The sequence below is a fragment of the Allobosea sp. NPDC055353 genome, from assembly GCF_053644975.1.
The window spans coordinates 597,059-616,994 of the sequence record NZ_JBSHMC010000001.1 but is presented as its reverse complement, the minus strand read 5'-3'; the positions used below and the strand labels follow the sequence as shown (position 1 = coordinate 616,994).

Here is a 19,936-nt window from a genome sequence, read left to right as displayed (position 1 = left end):
TCATTGAAGAGAGGGCGGAATGCGCAAGGGGCACGGCGAGACCATCTCCTACTACCTGATGGGCCGCACGGCGTTGTCCGCCTGCCGGGCCGACCAGCGCTTCTCCTATTGCTGCTACCTGCCCGAAAGCTATGAGGAGGCCGGCACGCGGCGCTATCCGCTTGCCGTCCTCGTCCATGGCAGCCTGCGCGATGCGACCAATCTGCGCGACCAGTTCATCGATTTCGCCGAGGCGAACCAGTGCGTGCTGCTGGCGCCCTTGTTTCCCTGCGGAATCGAGGAACCGGGCGATACCCATAACTACAAGCGCATCCTCTATCGCGGCATCCGTTACGACGAGATCCTGCTCTCGATGATCGACGAGATCGCAGGTCTCTACCGGCTGGAGACCGACAAGCTGCTGATGCACGGCTTCTCGGGCGGCGGCCAGTTCGTGCACCGCTTCTTCTATCTTTATCCCGAGCGGCTTGCCGCCGTGTCGATCGGTGCGCCGGGCGTGGTGACATTGCCGGATCCGGACAAGCCGTGGTGGCGCGGCACCGGCGACATGAAGGCGATCTTCGGGCGCGAGCCCGACCTTGCGGCAATGCGCGAGGTCGCCGTGCAGATGGTCGTCGGCGGTGACGATATCGAGACCTGGGACGTGACGGTCTCGCCGCAATCATCGAACTGGATGGAGGGGATCAACGACACCGGGGCGACGCGGGTCGAGCGCCTGCGCTCGCTCGAAGCCGCCTTCCAGAAGCGCGACATTCCCGTGCGCTTCGACGTCGTGCCCGGCGTCGAGCATATCGGATACCTCGTTCATCCGCCGGTGAAGGACTTCTTCGCCGATGTCCTGCGCCGCCGGCGGGAATAGCGGCGAAGCCGGCCACGATTTCTGCGGTGACACCGGAAAGCCGGGCCCGCCTCTTGGGAGAAGCAGACCATGAAGCTTGGATGGCTCGCGGCCGTCGCCGCATTCGCCTGCCTCACGCCGGCCGCCGCACAGGAACCGAAACCCGGCGGCGAATTGCGGATCGCGATTTCCGGCGACATCACCAGTAGCGAACCCGGCGTGCGCCGCAGCGGCGATGCCGACACGGTGCTGCACCATGTCGTCGAGGCGCTGGTCGCCTATCGCGAGGATCTCAGCATCGCGCCGATGCTGGCGGAGACCTACGCGATGTCGCCGGACGGGCGCAGCTACACCTTCAAGCTGCGCGACGGCATCACCTTCCATAACGGCGCGCCGATGACCTCGGCCGACGTCAAGTGGAGCTGGGATCGGATGCTCGACCCGGCGACGCGCTGGCAATGCCGCGGCTGGTATGACGGCACGCAGGACATGAAGGTCGAGGCGATCGAGACGCCCGATCCGAAGACGGTGGTGTTCCGGCTCGCCGCGCCCTCGGCGCTGTTCCTGCACTACGTCGCCAACATCCAGTGCATGACGGCGATCCTGCATCGCGACTCCGTCAATGCAGCGGGTGAATGGGTGAAGCCGATCGGCACAGGCCCCTTCGCCTTCACGGAATGGCGCAAGAACAGCTTCATCCTGCTCAATAAATTTGCCGGCTATAAACCCAGAACAGAGCCGACGAGCGGCTATGCGGGAGCGCGCAAGGTCTATGTCGATCAGGTGCGCTGGATGGTGGTGCCCGACGATGCGACGCGGCGTGCCGGATTGCAGGCACGGCAGATCGACTGGATCATCACCGACGTCGCAGATATCGCCGAGTTGCGCGCGGCCAAGGGCATCAAGGTCGCGACGGCGCAGGGGCTGAGCTGGAACGTCCTGCTGATCCAGACCCGCGACCCGCTCCTCGCCGATCCCCGCATCCGCAAGGCGCTCGCCCATGCGATCGACCTGAAGACACTGGTCGAGAACCGCACGGACGGGCTGGGCAAGCCCAACCCCTCGGCGATCCCGACCACCAGCGGCAGCCATACGGCGGTGCATGACAAGGGATACGCATACGATCCGGAGCTTGCCCGCAAGCTATTGAAGGAGGCCGGCTATGACGGGCGCCCGATCAAGCTGCAGACCTCGCAGAAGCTGGTCCATCTCTACGACACCGCCATCATTCTGCAGGCGATGCTCAAGCAGGTCGGCTTCAACGTCGAGCTCGACATGCTGGAATGGGCAACGCAGCTCGACCGCTACAGCAAGGGCAATTTCCAGCTCCAGTCCTTCCGTTTCACCGCACGGTTCGACCCGTCGTTCAACTACAAGACCTTCGTCGGCTCGAAAGACGAGGATGCCGATGTCCAATGGGAGGACAAGCGCGCGGTCGAACTGCTGCTGGCCTCGGCGATCGAACTCGACCCGGCGAAGCGCCAGGCCATGTTCGACGAGATGCACAAGCGCATGATCGAGCAGGTGCCGATCATCAGCCTCTACAACACCCCACTCGTCGAGGCCTCGACCGACCGCGTCGCCGGCGTCGAACTCACCAATTCCGGCAAGACCCGCGCCTGGGGCGTCTGGGTGACGAAGTAGGACAGCCCACGGGGCTGCGCCGGAGCCCGCATGCTCCTGACGCAGCCCCGTCAGCCCATCAATCCATCTCGACCGCTCGCAGCCCTTGCCGGAAGAACGATCCGACGCCCCGCTTCACCCGCTCGACCCCAGAAGCGGGACGAGCGCGCGGCGACGGGATCGGGGGAACCGCCTTGAAGCTGCCTTTGTGGGGAAGCGCGCTCAGCGCCACTCTGCTCGTCCAGGTCGTGAGCTCGTTCGCCGGGGCCGCCATCCCGCTTCTCGGTCCGCTCCTCACCCTGCGCTGGGGCCTTGCACCCGAAAGCATCGGCTATGTTTCGGCGGTGGTCTCGACGGGCATCTGCTGGTTCCTCGCCTGCGGCAATCCGATGCTCGACCATCACGGCCCGGTTCGGGCACTGCAGATCGGGCTGGCCTTCGTCGCGGCCGGCCTTCTGCTGCTGTCGCAGCCCTTCGGGCTGATCGGCCTTGCCGGCGCGCTGCTGGTCGGGCTCGGCCTCGCGCCCAACACTCCCGCCGGCAGCCAGATCCTGATGCGCACGGCGCCTGCCGACCACCGGACCCTCGTCTTCTCGATCAAGCAGGCCGGCGTCCCGCTCGGCGGCGCCATCGCCGGCTTCGCCGTCGCGCCGATGGTGCTGGGTTTCGGCTTCAGCGGGGCAATCTGGGCCATGGTCGCCATCGTCCTGGTCAGCGCGCTGGCGGTCCAGCCCTTCCGAGGAAGTCTCGACGCGGAGAAGGGCACGCAGAACGGGGCCTGGGCGCGGATGTTCCTGTCGCCGTCGTCGCTGGCGCGATCGGCTCGGGTGTTGAGCTCCCATTCCTCGCTGCCGATGCTTACCGCACTGGGCGTCTCCTTCTCGATCACGCAGGCCTGCATCACCGCCTTCACGGCGACCTATATGGTCACCCAGCACGGCAAGACGCTGGCCCAGGCCGGGCACCTCGTCGCGGCCCTGCTGGTGGCGAGCACGATCGCGCGCATCTTCTTCGGCTGGCTAGCGGACCGGATGGGCGGCGGCCTGCGGCTGCTCTGCCTGCTGGCGCTCGCCGCCGGCTCGACCATCGCCCTGCTGATCGGCACGGCAAGCACGAGCCCCTGGCTGATCTATCCCTGCATGGCCCTGGTCGGCGCGACCTCGATGGGCTGGAACGGCGTCCACATGGCCGAGCTGGCGCGGGTCTCGCCGCCCGCGCTGATCGGCGACGTCACCTCCGCCGCGAGTCTGTTCGGCTTCGTCGGCTCGATTTGCGGGCCGCTGGTCTTTGCCGTGGTCGCACACCGGACCGGCAGCTTCGACTGGCCCTTCCTGCTGGTCGCCGGCCAGCTTGCCGTGTTCGGCACCTTCGCGCTCTGGCACCTGCGCCGCTCGGCGCAGGTCTGATCGCTCCGCAAATCCAGATAACATCAGGTTATACCTGATCCCGAATAAAGCATGAGAACAATGGAGGCAGGGCCTCTAGACCTTATCCTGGGTCCGGCCCGTCGCGTCCGGTCCCGAGGTCATACGCCAATCCAGGAATCCGTCGATGCCCCGCCTCATCACCGTTGCCGCCGCACAACTGGGTCCGATCCAGCGGGCCGACAGCCGCAAGCAGGTCGTCGACCGGATGATCGCGCTGCTGGAGAAGGCGAAAGCGCAAGGCGCGACCTTCGTGGTCTTCCCCGAGCTCGCGCTGACCACCTTCTTCCCGCGCTGGTACCATGAGGATCGCGCCGAGGCGGATCAATGGTTCGAGCGCAGCATGCCCGGCCCGGATACGCAGGCCCTGTTCGACAAGGCAAAGGAGCTCGGCCTCGCCATGAGCTTCGGCTATGGCGAGATCACGCCCGAGGGCCGGCATTTCAACAGCTCGATCCTGGTCGACCGCGGCGGCCGTATCGTCGCCAAATACCGCAAGATCCATCTGCCCGGCCATGTCGAGTTCGATCCCGAGCGGACGCATCAGCATCTCGAGAAGCGCTATTTCGAGCCGGGCGATCTCGGCTTCCCGGTCTGGGAATTCGAGGGCGGGCTCTTCGGCATGGCGATCTGCAACGATCGGCGCTGGCCCGAGACCTATCGCGTCATGGGGCTGCAAGGCGTCGAGATGGTCGTGCTCGGCTACAACACCCCCTCCGCCAATTCGCAATCGCCCAACGAGACGGCGGCTGATCGCCTGTTCCACCATCGCCTGTCGGTGCAGGCCGGCGCCTACCAGAACTCGACCTGGGTCGTGGCCGTCGGCAAGGCCGGAACCGAAGACGGGCACCATCTTTTCGGGGGAACGCTGATCGCGGCGCCGGACGGCAAGATCGTCGGGGAGATCGACCATGAGGAAGACGGCGTGCTCGTCCATCCCTGTGATCTCGACGATACCCGCTTCGGCAAGGCGACGATCTTCGATTTCATCCGCCATCGCCGTGTCGAGCATTACGGCCTGATCACCGAGCGCACCGGCGTCGGCGCCCCGCTCGGAAAGCCTGAGGGCGCCTGAGCGCCCTCGTTGCCCGCTTCAGCCGAACGGGTCGAACGGGGTCGGGAAGCGGCCGGTCGGCGCGATCTCGGCGTAAGGCGCGCGCGCCAGCAATTGCCCCTGCCCCGGCTGCGCCAGCACGCGCTCGCCATCGAAGACGAGGCGGCCGCGCTGGTAGGTCGCGGTCGGATAACCCTGCACCACCATGCCCTCATAAGGCGTGTAGTCGCTTCCGTGATGCTGCATGGCATTGGTCAGGGTGACGCGCCGGCTGGAATCGAACAGCACGATATCGGCATCGGCCCCGACCGCGAGCGCGCCCTTGCGCGGGGCGAGCCCGAAGCGGCGGGCCGGGTTGGTGGCGGCGAGATCGACGAAACGGCGCAGGTCGATGCGCCCCTTGGCGACGCCTTCCGAGTAGAGGATGGGCAACCGCGCCGCGAGACCGGGCACGCCGTTCGGGATCTTGTTGAAGGGCGCGTTCTCGCCGTGCTGCTTCTTGCCGCGCGGATCGTCGTAACGCAGCGGCGAATGATCGGACGAGACGATATCGATGACGCCGTCGCGCAGAAGCTGCCAGAGCGCCTCGCGGTCGGAGGAGCTGCGCAGCGCCGGCGAGATCATGAACTTGGCGCCCTCAAAACCCGGCCGATCCATATCGTCCGCGTCGAGCACCAGATATTGCGTGCAGGTCTCGGCCCAGGCCTTCTGGCCGCGCTTCTGCGCACGCTCGACCTCCTCGCCGGATTGCCGGCCCGAGACGTGGAAGACCTGGATCGGCGTATCCAGCGCCTCGGCCAGGGCGAGAATGCGATGCGTCGCCTCGCGTTCGACCACCATGGGCTTCGCCCAGGCGAGATGGCGCGGCGCCGTCTGGCCCGCCGCCAGCAGCGCCTGCGTCAGCCTGGTGATCAGTTCGTGATGCTCGGCATGGACGCAGACCAGCGCGCCGGCGCGCCGCGCTGCGGCCAGCGTCTGCAGGATCTGCGCATCGCCGAGGCGGTTGCTGTCATAGGTCATGAAGATCTTGACCGAGCGATGCCCGGCCGCGACCAGCGCCGGAAGCTCCTCCCCCAGAACTTCGGGCGTCGGATCGTTGACCAGCAAGTGGAAGGCGTGGTCGATCCGGGCCTGCTTCGCCTTCTCGGCATAGGCAGCAACCGCACCGGCGAGCGAGCCGCCACGGACCTGCGGGGCATGGCAGACGACCGTGGTCGTGCCGCCCGCCGCGGCAGAGGCCGTGCCGCTATCGAAGCCGTCGGCGATATCGGCGCCCGAGGAAAAGGGCTGGTCGAGATGGACATGACTGTCGACGCCACCGGGCAGGACGAGCAGGCCCTTTGCATCGACCTCCTCCTTGCCGCGCGGCAGCCCCGCGCCGATCGCGGCGATGGCATCGCCGACAATGCCGATATCGAAGGGTCCGATATCGGTGGCGGTGACAGCCGTGCCGCCGCGGATGACGAGATCGAATTCGCTCATGGTCTTTCTCTCCATGCGGCCGGGGCCGTGAAACGGCAGCCCGCAGCGCGCGCAACAGCGACGAGGACAGGATGAAAACGGAACTGCGCGTCGCGCTCGGCGACAGGCTCTATGGCATCGAACGTCCATGGGGCGCGCTGCCCGCGACGCCGGGGCGGATCACCGATCTCGCAGTCGGCCAGGACGGGCTGGTGCATGTCCTGCTGCGGCGCGACAGCGCCGTCGATCCCGAAGGGCCCTGCGTCGTCACGCTCGCGAACGATGGCAGCTTCGTCAGGAGTTGGGGCGAGGAACTCTGTGTCGATGCCCACAAGATCGCGACGATGCCCGATGGCGGCCTCGCCATCGTCGATCGCGACGCGCATCGCATCTTCTTCTGTGACGTCGAAGGCCACGTCCGGCAGCAGATCGGCGAAAGCCATCGGCCCGGCCAACCCTTCAACCATCCCAGCGATATCGCCTTCGCGCCCGATGGCGGCTTCTATGTCGCCGATGGCTATGGCAATGGCCGCATCCATCGCTTCGACGCCGAGAGCAACCTGATCACAAGCTGGGGCTCCGTCGGGACCGCGCCCGGCGCCTTCCTGACGCCGCACGGCATCTGCGTGCTCAGCGATGGACGCGTCATCGTCGCGGACCGCGAGAACAGCCGCGTGCAGAGTTTCACGGCCGAGGGCGAGCTTCTGGCGGTCTGGGATGCGTTCCTGCGCCCGCAGGATGTCGTCGCCGATGCGGATGACCGAATCTATGTCTGCGATTCCATCCCGACGCTGAGCCTGCTTTCGGCGGAGGGTGCCCTGCTCGGCCGCTGCCGGCCGGTGCTCAACGGCGCCCATGGCCTGTGGCTCGGACCTGACGGCGACATCTTCCTGGCCGAGACCAATCCGAACCGCATCACGCGGCTCTTTCCCGTCGCAGCGTAGAAAGCGTCTGTTATCCCGGACGCAGCGAAACGGAGATCCGGGATCCATGCCTGAACCTTCACCATAGGCGCTCCGGAATGGATCCCGGGTCAAGCCCGGGATGACCGCGTGGTTCCGGGCACGACCGGCAAGCATCGCGCCCGCCGCGCCCTCATGCGGCGGAGACGGCCGTGCGGTTCTGCAGGCGCGAGACCAGCCGCACGAAGGGCCAGAACATCAGGAAATAGACGATCGCCACCGCGATCAATGGCGTCGGGTTATAGAGCAGGCCCTGGGCGAGCTGGGCCGAGCGCAGCAATTCCTGCAGCGCGACGGCGGATGCGATCGAGGTCTGCTTCACCAGCTCGACCGTATTGCTGATCAGGTCCGGCAGCACGTTGCGCGTGCCCTGCGGCACCACGACATGGATCATGCTCTTGTACCAGCTCAGGCCCGTGGAGCGGGCGGCCTCGCGCTGGCCCTTCGGCACGGATTCGATGCCGGCGCGGAAGATCTCGGCGAAATAGCTCGACCCGTTCAGGGTCAGCGCCAGCACGGCGGCGGTGAACTCGTTCAGCTTCAGGCCGAGGAAGGGCAGGCCGAAGAAGATGAAGATCAGCAGCACCAGCGGCGGGATCGCCCGCATCACGTCGACATAGGCGATCAGCAGGAAGCGCAGCAGCCGGTTCGGCACGTCCTGCGCCATGGCGATCGCGATGCCTGCGAGCACCGAGAGCGGCACGGCGACGGCAGCCAGCGCCAGCGTCATCCAGAAGCCTTGCAGCAACAGCGGCCAGACCTGCTTGAGGACGTCGATATTGAGGAAGGTCGTGACGAGATCGTCCATCATGACCTCGGATGCGCATAGGCGCGTTCGAGCCAGCGCGTGAAGCGCACGAAGGGCAGGAACAGCACGAGGAAGAGCAAGGCGCCGACGGTCAAAGCGGTCGGGTTGGCGACATTGGACTGGATGCTGGAGGTCACGTTGAGCAGTTCGGGCACGGCAACGACCGAGCCCAAGGTCGTGCCCTTGCTGATGCCGATGGCCCGGTTGGTCAGGGGTGGGATCGAGATGCGCACCACCTGCGGCAGGATGATGTAGGTCAGCGTCTTGCTGAAGCTGAGACCGGTCGAACGCCCCGCCTCCCATTGTCCCTTATGCACGGCGTTGATGCCGGCCCAGAAGATCTCCTCGGCAAAGGCCGAGAGCACGATCGCCAGCGCCAGCACCGTCGCGGTGATGGGCTCCAGCACGAGCCCGAAATAGGGCAGCGCGAAATAGGCCAGCACGATCAGCACGAGCTGCGGGATCGAGCGGAAGAAATCGATATAGAAGATGATCAGCCAGTTCAGCGGCCGGATGCCGTAGAGCCTGAGGATCGCCAATGCGAGGCCGAGCGGGATGCCGATCAGGATCGTCAGGATCGACATCTGGACGGTGATCAGGAAGCCGCGCAGGATGTCCGGCCAATAGGCCGACATCAGCGAGAAATCGAAGAAATAGCGGACGATCTGGTCCATGCGCCGTCAGCCGTGCGAGCGCATCACGAAGTCGCGGATGCGCTGGTGCTGCGGGTTGATCAGGATCTCCTGCGGCGTGCCCTCGGCCAGGATCGCGCCATGGTCCATGAAGACGACGCGGTCGGCGACGTCGCGGGCGAACTTCATCTCATGGGTCACGACGATCATGGTCATGCCCATTTCCTTGGTCCGGACCATGACGTTCAGCACTTCGCCGACGAGCTCGGGATCGAGCGCCGAGGTCGGCTCGTCGAAGAGCATGACCTGCGGCTCCAGCGCCATGGCGCGGGCGATGCCGACGCGCTGCTGCTGGCCGCCGGACAATTCGGCCGGATAGGCATCGGCCTTGTGGGCGAGGCCGACGACTTCGAGATGGTGGCGGGCCTTCGCCTCGGCCTCCTGCTTGCTCAAGCCGACGACCTTGCGCAGCGCAAGCGACACATTCCCCAGCGCCGTCTTGTGCGGGTAGAGATGGATGCCCTGGAAGACCATGCCGATGCCGCGGCGCAGGCGGTCGAGATCGACCTTGGGGCCGGTAACCTCCTGCCCGCCGAGGCGGATCGTGCCCGCCGTCGGCTCCTCAAGCCGATTGATGCAGCGCAGGCAGGTGCTCTTGCCCGAACCGGAGGAGCCGACGATCACGACGGCCTCGCCCTTGCCGACCTTGAGGTCGACACCGCGCAGAACCTCGACATTGCCGAAGCTCTTGCGCAGGCCCTCGATCGAAACGATCGTTTCGGAAGGCTTAGCCGTCATGGCGGGCGCTGAGGTCACTTGCAGGCGGCCTTGTGCGGGGTCGCGTCGTAACCCTCGAAATCCGGCGCGCCGACGCCCGGATAGGTCTTGGCGCTGGAGGAATCGGCGGCCGGCTTCACGCCGAACCACTTCTCATGGATCGCGGCCAGCGTGCCGTCGCTCTTGATGCATTCCAGCGCAGCCTCGACCTTGGCGCGGAACGCCGCGTCCTCCTTGCGGAAAGCGATGCCGAAATTGTTGCCGCTGTTGAGCACGAAGGCGACCTCGGCCATCGGCGTCTGCGTCGAGACATAGCGCGAGACCGGGACGTCGGCGACATTGGCGAAGGCGCGCCCGATCATCACCGCCTGCACGGCGTCGGCGTTCTTGTTGTAGCGCTGGATGGTGTAGCCGTACTTGGCTTCGTTGTCGGTCAGCCACTTGTCGGAGATCGAGCCGTTATTGACGGTCAACGCCTTGCCCTTCAGCTCCTCCAGATTGGCGATCTTGGCGCCCTTCTTGACGAGGAAGCCGAGGCCCGTCGGCATATAGGGCTCGCTGAACAGCATCTGCGCGGCGCGGTCTTTCGTGATGTTGGTCGGCGCCGGGATCATCTCGTAGCGCTTGGAGAACAGGCCCGCGAAAATCGCCGAGAAATTGGAATCCGTCACCTCGACGCCGGGGCGCCCGAGCTGCTTGGCCAGCGCCGCCGACATGTCATAGGTGAAGCCCGTCGCCTCGCCGGCCGGCGTCTTGAAGCAGAACGGCGCGAAGCCGAGATCGCAGGCCACCTTCAGCTTCTCGCCCTGCGGATGATCGGCATCCTGTGCCATGGCCGGCATGGCGAGCATGGCGCCGAGCACGGCGCCCGCTGCGAAGGCACGCGTCAGCTTGATCGAATTCAGCTTCATCTTTCCCGCTCCCGTTATGCGTTGTGGCTACGCCGCGATTGCTGCCCCCTGTCCCTGCAACAATCCGGCCATGTCCAAGGGGGAGCCTAACAGGGTGAAATCATGCCCAGCCAATCATTTATTGTCGGGTGGCCATAACCTGATGTTAAGTTCCGGCCTCACCGTCCTCGCCGGATGTGGCGGGAGGCGACGGTACCAGACCTCGCAGGATATCGACGAAAGCGTTCGCCGTGCGCGACAGCGGCTCGAAGCGCGGCGTCAGCAGATGGGCGCGGACGCGCGTCTTCGGTGCGAGCGGGCGCGACACCAGTTCCGGCCAGGTTCGCCCGCGCAATACGAACTCGTCGACGACTGCGACGCCGGCGCCGGCCCGCACCATGGCGCAGGCGACCGGCGTGAAACGGACGACGGTGCTGATCCTGAGTGGTGCGGATTTCAATGTGAGAGCCCGGCCGACGACATCGCCATAGGGCGTCTGCGGCCCGAAGCCGATCAGCGGATAAGGCGCGAGGTCGGCCGGGCGGACCACGCGCAAGCGCGCGAGCGCATGATCGCGCGGCATAATCACCATCAGCCGCCCTTCCGTCAGGATCTCCGTATTGAGCGTCGGCTCATCGACCGGAATGATCGAGACGCCGAGATCGGCACGGCCGGCCACGACCTTGGCGACAACCTCCAGCAGGGTCAGCACCTCGAACTCGACGCGCAGGTCCGGGAAGCGCTCGCGCAGCCGCGCGATGGCATCCGGCACCAGCGCCTGGCCGACGCTCGGGCTCGCGACGATCCGCACCGAGCCGGTACCGCGCTCGCGCAATTCCTCGGCGAGCTCGTTGACCCTGACCACGCCCTGATGGACCTGATCGACCTCCTGGAACAGGCGGCGCGCCTCCGGCGTCGGCTGGACGCGGCCGCGCACGCGCTCGAACAGGCGCAACGCCAGTCGGTCCTCGGTATAGGCCAGCAGGCGGCTGATCGCCGGCTGCGAGACCGAGAGCAGGCGGGCGGCGCCGCTGATCGAGCCGGTGATCATGATGGCCCGGAAGACTTCGATCTGCCGGAGATTGAGACGCATGGCGATAACATCCGATTATGGTCGGCCGCATAATAAGCATGATTCATTTCGCGCCTAGCGCTCTAAGCTCGGCTTCGCCGGCAACGACCGGGGCATGAGGGACGAGGCCGGCCGATGAGACGCTTTCTGACGGGCAGGGATGTCGAGGCCGCGGTTGCCGGCGGGTCCGTCTTCGCAGCGGGCGGCGGTGGCTGGGCCGATCACGGCCGCATGCTCGGCACAGCCGCGGTCAATACCGGCAGGCCCGAGCTCGTCACCATGGACGAGATTCCCGACGACGCGATCATCGCCACCGCCGCCGCCATCGGCGCGCCCGGCGGCACGACCGAGTGGGAGATGTGGGGCATCGACTACGTCAAGGCCGTGCAACTCCTGCAGGAGGCGCTGGGCAAGCCGATCTACGGCCTGATCATCGGCCAGAACGGCATGTCGAGCACGCTGAACGCCTGGCTCCCGAGCGCGATCCTCGGCGTCAAGGTGGTCGATGCGGTCGGCGACATCCGTGCCCATCCCACCGGCGACATGGGCTCGATCGGCCTCGCCAACAGCCCGGAGGCGACGATCCAGGTCGCGGTCGGCGGCAACCGCTCCAAGAACCAGTACATCGAACTCGTGACACGCGGCGCGACCGCCAAGATCTCGCCGATCCTGCGCACCGCGTCGGACATGTCGGGCGGCTTCATCGCCTCCTGCCGCAACCCGGTTCCGGCGGCCTATGTCCGCAAGAACGCCGCACTCGGCGGCATCTCGATGGCGCTGGCGCTGGGCGAGCGCATCCTCGCCGCCAAGCCGAAGGGCGGCAGTGCGGTCATCGACGCGATCTGCGACGAGACCGGCGGCTCGATCATCGCGCGCGGCACGGTCGCGAAGAAGGACGTGCGCTACACCAACGAGGCCTTCGACATCGGCACGATCCAGGTCGGGACCGGGGCAGCCGCCCGCACCATCCATGTCATGAACGAATACATGGCCGTGACCGATCCCGACGGCGCCCGCCATGCCTGCTTCCCGGACGTGATCACCACACTCGATACGGACGGCCAGCCGGTCAGCTCCGGCCATGTCCGCGAGGGCATGGAGCTCTCGGTGCTGCGCGTGCCCAAGGACAAGATCCCGCTGAGCTCCAGCGTCACCGACCCCAGCGTCTATCCGATCGTCGAGAAGGCGCTCGGCATGAACTTCACCGACTACGCGCTCGGCCGCGCGGACTAGTCCGCACGGCTCTCCGCCCACCCCTCAGGATCAACCGGATACCCTGACATGAGCGATTTCGATCTCGTCCTCCGCGGCAACATCGTGCTGTCCGACCGGATCATCGAGGACGGCTATGTCGCCGTCAGCGGCGGCAAGGTCGGCAAGGTCGGCCAGGGCACGCCGCCGGCAGCCCGCGAGACGCAGGACTTCCGCGGCCAGTGGATCATCCCCGGCGTCATCGACGGGCAGGTCCATTCCGGCAGCCAGGCCAATCACGAGGGCATCGGCATGTGCTCGCGGGCGGCGGCGGCCGGCGGCGTCACCGTGATGGTCGACATGCCCTATGACGAGCCGGAGCCCGTCACCAGCGCAAAACTCTTCAACGAGAAGGTCGCAGTGGTCGAGCGCGATGCTCATGTCGATGTCGCGCTCTATGCCACGATCACCATCGAGAACGGGTTACATGCCATTCCGGGCCTCGTCGAGGCCGGCGCCTGCGCCTTCAAGTTCTCGACCTTCGAGGCCAACCCCACGCGCTTTCCCCGCATCGGCGACGACACGCTCTACGAGGCCTTCAAGCTGATCGAGCCGACCGGGCTGCTCTGCGGCGTCCATAACCAGGATCAGGAGATGACCCGGCGCAATATCGCGAAGCTGATCGAGGCCGGCGATACCGGCCCGGACGCCTTCCTGCGCGCCCATCCTCCTCTCGTCGAGAACCTCGCCACCGCCCGGATCTACGAGATCGGCGCCGAGACCGGGGCGCGTGCGCATGCCGTCCACGTCTCGACCTCGCGCGGCTTCGAGATCTGCAACATGTACAAGCAGGCCGGATACAAGGCGACGGTCGAGAGCTGCGTGCAGTATTTCATGCTCAATGCCGAGGAGCATGGCCCGCGCTTCGGCGCCAAGATCAAGCATTACCCGCCGATCCGCCCGAAGGCCGAGAGCGACCTGCTCTGGAGCCATCTCGCCGCCGGCCATTGCGACTTCATCTCGTCGGACCACGTCTCCTGGGGGCTGGAGAAGAAGGGCGACCCGATGATCTTCAAGAACACCTCGGGCGGGCCGGGCATCGAGACCCTGCTGCCGGCGCTCTGGACCGGCTGCGAGGAGCACGGGCTGTCGCCGACCATCGTGGTGAAGCAGCTCTGCGAGGGACCGGCCAAGGCCTTCCTGCTCGCCGACAAGGGCCGGCTCGAAGCCGGAGCCGACGCCGACATCACCGTGCTGGAGCCCGGCCGCTTCATCCACGACCCCAGCAAGAGCCTCGCGGCGGTGAAGTGGAGCTCGATGGAAGGCCGCGAATTCCGCGTCCGCGTCGCTGCGACCTATGTCCGGGGCCAACTCGCCTGGGACGGCAAGGAGATCCGCAACAAGGCCGGCGACGGCCGCTTCCTGCGCCCGGCGGCGTAAGCGCCATGTCGATCGATCAGGACCGGCTCTGGCGTCGCATCGAGGCGCTCTCGGGGATCACCGACCCGGAGCGGCCGTGGACGCGCCGCTCCTTCACGCCGCGCTTCCTCGAAGGCCGCGAATGGCTGGCGGCGGAATTCCGCGAGGCCGGACTGGAGACGGAGCTCGATGCGGCCGGCAACCTGATCGGCCGGCTCGCGGGCGCCGATCCGAGCCTGAAGCCGATCCTGATCGGCTCGCATTCCGACACGGTGCCCTCGGGCGGGCGCTATGACGGCATTCTCGGCGTTCTCGCGGCATTGGAAGTCGCGCAGAGCTTCAGCGAGCGCGGCGATCGCCTGCGCCATACGCTGGAGGTCGTCGACTTCCTGGCGGAGGAGCCGAGCGAGTTCGGCCTCTCCTGCATCGGCAGCCGCGCGCTCGCGGGAACGCTGAGCGAGGAGCATCTGGCAATGACCCGGCCCGACGGCATGACACTGCGCGAAGGCATCGCCTTCGTCGGCGGGCGGCCGGCGGAGCTGGCCTCGGTCAAACGGCCGGCGGACGGCATCGCGGCTTATGTCGAGGTCCATATCGAGCAGGGCCGCGTGCTGGAGAACGAGTGTATCCCGATCGGCATCGTCACCGATATCGTCGGCATCCGCCGCGAGCGCATTATCGTCACCGGCCGGGCCGACCATGCCGGCGCGACGCCGATGCCGCTCAGGGCCGATGCGCTGGTCGGCGCCGCCAAGCTGATCGAGGCCGCCTATAAGCGCGCGCTCGCGACTTCGCGGGACAACCAGCCGCTGGTTGCCACCTTCGGGCGCATCGAGGTCAGCCCCAACGCCTCGAACGCCGTGCCGGGCGAGGCCGTGATGACGCTCGAAGTCCGCTCCGGCAACGAGGCCGCGGTCAAGGCCTTCGGCGAGGCTCTGGTTCGCGACCTCCGCCCTGCCCTGGAGGAGCTTCGCCTCACCATCGCCGTCGAGCCGATCAGCCATGTCGCGCCGACGGCCTGCGCGCCGGAGGTTCGCTCGGCGATTGCCAATGCGTCCGCCTCGCTTGGCCTCGCGACGCGCGACCTGCCGAGTGGGGCCGGCCATGACGGCGTCCACATCGCCCATATCGGCCCGGTCGGCATGCTCTTCGTGCCCTGCCTCGAAGGGCGCAGCCATGCGCCGGAGGAATCGATCACGCCGGACCAGGCCGGCGACGGTGCCCGCGTGCTGGCCGAGACGGTCCGCCTGCTTGATACAAGTCTGAGCTGAGCCGATGGACTGGGCCGCGAGCGATCTCAAGGAGCGCGATCTCTACAAGCTCCTCGTCAACACGGTGCTGCCGCGCCCGATCGCATTGGTCACCACGGTCGACGAGAAGGGCCGCGCCAATGCCGCCCCCTTCAGCTTCTTCAATGTCTTCAGCCATGCACCGCCATTGGTCGTGCTCGGGATCGAGGGCCGCAGCGGCACCGCGCCCCTGAAGGACACGATGCGCAACATCCGCGAGACCGGCAGCTTCGTCGTCAATCTGGTCGACCGGGCGATGGTCGCGGCGATGCAGGTCTGCGCCATCGATTTCCCCTCGGATGTCGACGAGATCGAAGCGGCTGGCCTGACAACCACGGCGAGTTCCAAGATTGCGGCGCCGCGGCTCGCCGCCTCCCCTGTCCAGCTCGAATGCCGCGAGACGGTGTCGCTCTCGCTCGGCACGCGGCATCGCAATCTCGTCGTCGGCGAGATCGTGCATCTCCATATCCGCGACGGCATCGTCGACGAGCGCCTGCATGTCGATATCGACAAGCTCGATCTCGTCGGCCGCCTGCATGGCGCCGACTGGTATCTCGGCCTGGGCGATCGTTTCCAGGAACCGCGCCAGACACTGGACGGCTGGCGCGAGCGGGGTCGCCCCACCATTCCCGAAGGAGAGGCCTCGTGAGCGGCACGATCTACGTCATCAACCCGAACTCGACCGAGCGCGTCACACGGGGCATCGATGAAGCCGTCACGCCGCTGCGCATGGCCGGCGGGCCGGCGATCGAGTGCCTGACGCTGGCCGACGGGCCGCCCGGCATCCAGTCGCAGCGCGATGTCGACGGGCTGATCCCGGCCCTGCTCAAGCGCGCCGCAGGGCTCGAGAACGAGGCCGCCGCCTTCGTCGTCGCGTGCTTCTCCGATCCCGGCATGCATTCCCTGCGCGAGCAGAGCTCGAAGCCGGTGCTCGGCATCGCCGAATGCGGCGTGCTGACCGCGCTGACGCTCGGCCAGCGCTTCGGCATCGTCGCCATGCTGCAGAATTCGATCCCGCGGCATCTGCGCTATCTCGGCGCGATGGGCATGATGAGCCGCTTCGCCGGCGACCTACCGGTGAACCTCACCATCCAGGAGATGGCCGACGAACGGATCACGCTGGAGCGGATGATCGGCGTCGGCCGGGCCTTGCGCGACACGCACCATGCCGATGTGGTGGTGATGGGCTGCGCCGGCATGGCGCGCTTCCGCGAGCCGCTGGAGCGGGAACTCGGCGTGCCCGTCGTCGAGCCGACGCAGGCCGCGGTGACGATGGCGATCGGGCGCGTCCAATTGGGTTGGGGCGGGCGTCCCCTCGCCAGAGGCTGAAGCATGGACAGCCTTCCCGGCCAGCCCTCCAGCGCGATCGCGTGCATCATTCGGTGTCGGCTTATCGCTTATAAGACTGAAGAGCATTTGCAATAAAAGCCTCCCGCGAACTCCGTGAGGCATGACATCGCGCGAACAGGCACGGACGCACCCGCGCCGATCACGCTCACGGGACGTTTCAAACCAGGCAGGCTCCTGCCCCTTTTCCACCAGCAACTGAGGACCACCATGGCTCTGCTCGATGAAACCGCTGATGGCGTCTACGTCATCGCGGTCACGCCCTTCACCGAAACCGGCGCGCTCGATCTCGACAGCACCGACCGCATGGTCGATTTCTATCTGGAGAAGGGCGCGACCGGCCTGACCGTGCTCGGCATGATGGGCGAAGCGCCGAAGCTGACGGCGGAAGAATCCCGCATCTTCGTGCGTCGCGTGCTGAAGCGGGTCGACGGCCGCGTGCCGGTCGTCGCCGGCGTCTCGGCAGCGGGCTTCGCCGCGATGGCCGAGCTCAGCGAGAGCGTGATGGGCGATGGCGCCGCCGGCGTCATGGTCGCACCGCCCTCCAATCTGCGGACCGACGACCAGATCCTCTCCTATTACGCGATGGTCGCGGAGACGCTGGGGCCGAAGGCGCCCTTCGTGCTGCAGGATTTCCCGCTGGTGACGCAGGTGCAGATCACGGCTGCCGTCATCCTGAAGATCGTGGCCGCCCATCCGTCCTGCGTCATGCTCAAGCATGAGGACTGGCCGGGGCTCGCCAAGATCTCGGCGCTGCGCGCGGCCAGTGACAAGGGCGGTCGGCGCATCTCGATCCTCGTCGGCAATGGCGGGATGTTCCTGCCGGAAGAGCTCTCGCGCGGCGCCGACGGCGCCATGACCGGCTTCGCCTATCCCGAGATGATGGTCGATGTCTGGAAGGCGCATGCCGCCGGAAAGGTCGAGCGGGCGCATGACCTGTTCGACGCCTATCTGCCGCTGGCGCGCTACGAGCAGCAGCCCGGCCTCGGCCTCGCCATCCGCAAGTATACGCTGGCAAAGCGCGGCGCGATCGCGTCCGCCACCCTGCGCAAGCCCGGCGGGGCATTGTCGAAGGTGGATATCGCCGATATCGAACGGCTCGTCGCGCGGCAGGAGCGCCGCCTCAAGGAGATCGGCTGATGGATCTGGGACTTCTCGGAAAGCGCGCCCTCGTGCTGGGCGCCAGCCGCGGGCTCGGCGCAGTGATCGCGCAGACGCTCGCCGCGGAGGGCGCAACGGTGATCGCGGCGGCGCGCAGCACCGATGCGACGGAGAGCTGGATTGCCGGCCTGCCGGCCGAGCAGCGCGGCCGCGCCAGCGCCGCCAAGCTCGACCTCACCGACCTCGCTTCGGTCGATGCCCTCGCTGAAAAGCTGATCGCAGAAGGCGGCGTCGACATCCTGATCGGCAATTCCGGCGGCCCGCCGCCCGGCGAGGCGCGCGACGCCAAGCGCGAGGACTGGCTGAAGCATTTCGAGGGCATGGCCGCCAACCTGTTCCATCTGGCGCAGCGCCTGCTGCCCGGCATGACGGAGCGCGGCTTCGGCCGCATCGTCACCATCGCCTCCTCCGGCGTCGAGCAGCCGATTCCGCGGCTCGCCCTCTCCAACGGCATCCGCGCCGCCGTGATCGGCTGGTCGAAGACGCTGGCCTCGGAGGTCGCGGGCAGTGGCGTCACGGTCAATGTGGTGTTGCCCGGCCGCATCCACACCGAGCGCGTCGACCAGCTCGACGATGCTGCCGCAGCCCGCAGCGGCGGCACCCGCGAGGCGGTCGCCAAAGCCTCGATGGCGGCGATCCCGGCCGGGCGCTATGGCAAGCCGCAGGAATTCGCCGATGTCGTCACCTTCCTCGCCAGCGAACGCGCGAGCTATGTGACGGGCGCGAAGATCCGCATCGACGGCGGCTTGATCCGCGGAATCTGACGCATTGGCGAAGGTGCGGGTCGGTTCGCCGGTTCCCGCACCATCGCCCGCACGCGATGGCCGAAGGGCCCGACGCCTTGACTGGCCCTTCCGGCGGCTGTCCCTCTATGCGAGATCGACAGCGCTTCTTCGTGAAGCGAGCGGGAGATCGCGTCGGGAACCTCTGTGCGCTACCTCGATGAATAGCTCGCGATGGCGGGCAAGGCTGTGGCGGGCGGCCTTCTGCCGGCTCCACCTCGCTGCAGAGGTGAATTGGCGGCAGTCTCATTGCAGGAGCTGATCGCGCCGGGAACACGCGCTTAGCCTTTGGCTACACTCCGGATAAGCTTGGCTGCCCCCAAGGAAGCGTGATACCCCAAGGCACGACAGCGATCGAACAGCGGAAGGCGAGCCCCAATTTGTCCAGCCAACGCACCCTGCGCGATACGCTAGCGGTCAAACAACGAGTCTACCAGGCATTGATCGTACGCTACCTTGTCGGGCGATACGGCCGAGGGAATATAGGCTTCCTCTGGGTCATTGCCGAACCGATGCTGTTCTGCAGCGGCGTCATGATCGTCTGGTCCGTTACAAAGGGCAGCCTCACGCACGGCACCAACGTCGTCGCTCTCGCCTACACCGGATACCTGCCCCTGCTTCTGTGGCGGCATCTGTCGTCGATGCAACTCCTTCTGAGAGGGAGCAAGCACCTCGTCATTTTCCGGGATATCCATCTCCTGGATGCAATCTTCACGCGATTTATACTCGATTTCATTTCCATTTCAGCAAGCGCCCTGATTGTCTACTTGTTCCTACAGGCGACCGGCTCCCTACCCGAAGCCTATGATTGGTCCGACATGCTCCATGGGTGGTTCCTTATGGGGGCGCTCGGCTTCGGGGCCGGACTCCTGATTGCGGCGCTTAGTGAACTCTCGGAGGTCGTCGAGAAGCTCGTCGGGCCGTTCCAGTATTTCCTTCTGCCGTTTGGCGGAGCTTTTTTTATGGTGGGCTGGTTACCCGATGCCGCCAAGGATGTTATTTGGTACGTACCCCTCGTTCACAGCTATGAATTGATTCGAGGCGGATATTTCGGCCCAGAGATCCCGACCTTCGCAACGCCCGCCTATGCTTGGGCATGGGCGCTGGTGATGACAGGCCTCGGCTTCCTGACCTTCCGCATGGTCGAAGACCATGTCGGCCAGAATTAGCAGAGTACACCGCCCCCTGCGGCGTTGGAGCACTGCG

Annotated in this window: 19 protein-coding genes; 13 read left to right on the top strand and 6 right to left on the bottom strand. The window is 66.5% G+C overall.

Features of this window, described 5'->3' with window-relative positions; translation table 11 throughout:
* Positions 1-19: 19 nt before the first annotated feature.
* From ACWIEX_RS02765 to ACWIEX_RS02750, 4 genes are all read left to right on the top strand, one after another.
* Complete coding sequence (locus ACWIEX_RS02765) at positions 20-859, top strand: alpha/beta hydrolase (protein WP_454031614.1); 840 nt, start codon at positions 20-22, stop codon at positions 857-859.
* 69 nt (positions 860-928) lie between these two features.
* Positions 929-2,482 carry an ABC transporter substrate-binding protein gene (locus ACWIEX_RS02760; RefSeq protein WP_454031613.1) on the top strand — a complete coding sequence of 518 codons (1,554 nt, stop codon included), beginning with the start codon at positions 929-931 and terminating at the stop codon, positions 2,480-2,482.
* Positions 2,483-2,655: 173 nt separating this feature from the next.
* Positions 2,656-3,867, top strand: coding sequence for an MFS transporter (locus ACWIEX_RS02755; protein ID WP_454031612.1), 1,212 nt, complete (start codon positions 2,656-2,658; stop codon positions 3,865-3,867).
* 145 nt (positions 3,868-4,012) lie between these two features.
* Positions 4,013-4,960, top strand: coding sequence for an N-carbamoyl-D-amino-acid hydrolase (locus ACWIEX_RS02750; RefSeq protein ID WP_454031611.1), 948 nt, complete (start codon positions 4,013-4,015; stop codon positions 4,958-4,960).
* 18 nt (positions 4,961-4,978) lie between these two features.
* Here the strand turns inward: ACWIEX_RS02750 and hydA are convergent, their stop codons facing one another.
* Positions 4,979-6,421 (bottom strand): dihydropyrimidinase, encoded by a 1,443-nt coding sequence (hydA, locus tag ACWIEX_RS02745; RefSeq protein WP_454031610.1) that lies wholly within the window; start codon positions 6,419-6,421, stop codon positions 4,979-4,981.
* 71 nt (positions 6,422-6,492) lie between these two features.
* Here hydA and ACWIEX_RS02740 point away from each other — a divergent pair, with 71 nt between their 5' ends.
* On the top strand, positions 6,493-7,344 hold the full coding sequence (locus tag ACWIEX_RS02740; protein WP_454031609.1) for an NHL repeat-containing protein: 852 nt from the start codon (positions 6,493-6,495) through the stop codon (positions 7,342-7,344).
* A 151-nt stretch (positions 7,345-7,495) separates the two neighbouring features.
* Here the strand turns inward: ACWIEX_RS02740 and ACWIEX_RS02735 are convergent, their stop codons facing one another.
* The 5 genes from ACWIEX_RS02735 to ACWIEX_RS02715 all read right to left on the bottom strand — a co-directional run bounded on the left by ACWIEX_RS02735 (position 7,496) and on the right by ACWIEX_RS02715 (position 11,562).
* On the bottom strand, positions 7,496-8,170 hold the full coding sequence (locus ACWIEX_RS02735) for an amino acid ABC transporter permease (protein WP_454031608.1): 675 nt from the start codon (positions 8,168-8,170) through the stop codon (positions 7,496-7,498).
* Positions 8,170-8,844 carry an amino acid ABC transporter permease gene (locus tag ACWIEX_RS02730; RefSeq protein WP_454031607.1) on the bottom strand — a complete coding sequence of 225 codons (675 nt, stop codon included), beginning with the start codon at positions 8,842-8,844 and terminating at the stop codon, positions 8,170-8,172. The genes ACWIEX_RS02735 and ACWIEX_RS02730 overlap by 1 nt, the downstream gene beginning before the upstream one ends.
* A gap of 6 nt (positions 8,845-8,850) precedes the next feature.
* Positions 8,851-9,600 (bottom strand): amino acid ABC transporter ATP-binding protein, encoded by a 750-nt coding sequence (locus ACWIEX_RS02725; RefSeq protein ID WP_454031606.1) that lies wholly within the window; start codon positions 9,598-9,600, stop codon positions 8,851-8,853.
* A 14-nt stretch (positions 9,601-9,614) separates the two neighbouring features.
* Complete coding sequence (locus ACWIEX_RS02720; RefSeq protein ID WP_454031605.1) at positions 9,615-10,490, bottom strand: substrate-binding periplasmic protein; 876 nt, start codon at positions 10,488-10,490, stop codon at positions 9,615-9,617.
* Between the two features lie 145 nt (positions 10,491-10,635).
* On the bottom strand, positions 10,636-11,562 hold the full coding sequence (locus ACWIEX_RS02715; RefSeq protein ID WP_454031604.1) for a LysR family transcriptional regulator: 927 nt from the start codon (positions 11,560-11,562) through the stop codon (positions 10,636-10,638).
* Positions 11,563-11,676: 114 nt separating this feature from the next.
* Here ACWIEX_RS02715 and ACWIEX_RS02710 point away from each other — a divergent pair, with 114 nt between their 5' ends.
* The 8 genes from ACWIEX_RS02710 to ACWIEX_RS02675 all read left to right on the top strand — a co-directional run bounded on the left by ACWIEX_RS02710 (position 11,677) and on the right by ACWIEX_RS02675 (position 19,899).
* Positions 11,677-12,774 carry a DUF917 domain-containing protein gene (locus ACWIEX_RS02710; RefSeq protein WP_454031603.1) on the top strand — a complete coding sequence of 366 codons (1,098 nt, stop codon included), beginning with the start codon at positions 11,677-11,679 and terminating at the stop codon, positions 12,772-12,774.
* Positions 12,775-12,822: 48 nt separating this feature from the next.
* A complete protein-coding gene (locus ACWIEX_RS02705) occupies positions 12,823-14,172 on the top strand; it encodes a dihydroorotase (protein WP_061968497.1) in 1,350 nt (449 codons plus the stop codon).
* A gap of 5 nt (positions 14,173-14,177) precedes the next feature.
* Positions 14,178-15,422: a Zn-dependent hydrolase gene (locus ACWIEX_RS02700; RefSeq protein WP_454031602.1), complete on the top strand. Its 1,245-nt coding sequence runs from the start codon at positions 14,178-14,180 to the stop codon at positions 15,420-15,422.
* Between the two features lie 4 nt (positions 15,423-15,426).
* Complete coding sequence (locus ACWIEX_RS02695) at positions 15,427-16,089, top strand: flavin reductase family protein (protein WP_454031601.1); 663 nt, start codon at positions 15,427-15,429, stop codon at positions 16,087-16,089.
* Positions 16,086-16,769, top strand: coding sequence for an aspartate/glutamate racemase family protein (locus tag ACWIEX_RS02690; protein WP_454031600.1), 684 nt, complete (start codon positions 16,086-16,088; stop codon positions 16,767-16,769). Before ACWIEX_RS02695 ends, ACWIEX_RS02690 begins: the two co-directional genes overlap by 4 nt.
* Positions 16,770-16,997: 228 nt before the next feature.
* Complete coding sequence (locus tag ACWIEX_RS02685) at positions 16,998-17,927, top strand: dihydrodipicolinate synthase family protein (RefSeq protein ID WP_454031599.1); 930 nt, start codon at positions 16,998-17,000, stop codon at positions 17,925-17,927.
* On the top strand, positions 17,927-18,712 hold the full coding sequence (locus tag ACWIEX_RS02680) for an SDR family oxidoreductase (RefSeq protein ID WP_454031598.1): 786 nt from the start codon (positions 17,927-17,929) through the stop codon (positions 18,710-18,712). Before ACWIEX_RS02685 ends, ACWIEX_RS02680 begins: the two co-directional genes overlap by 1 nt.
* Before the next feature lie 398 nt (positions 18,713-19,110).
* Positions 19,111-19,899, top strand: coding sequence for an ABC transporter permease (locus ACWIEX_RS02675; protein WP_454031597.1), 789 nt, complete (start codon positions 19,111-19,113; stop codon positions 19,897-19,899).
* The last annotated feature ends 37 nt before the right edge of the window (positions 19,900-19,936 follow it).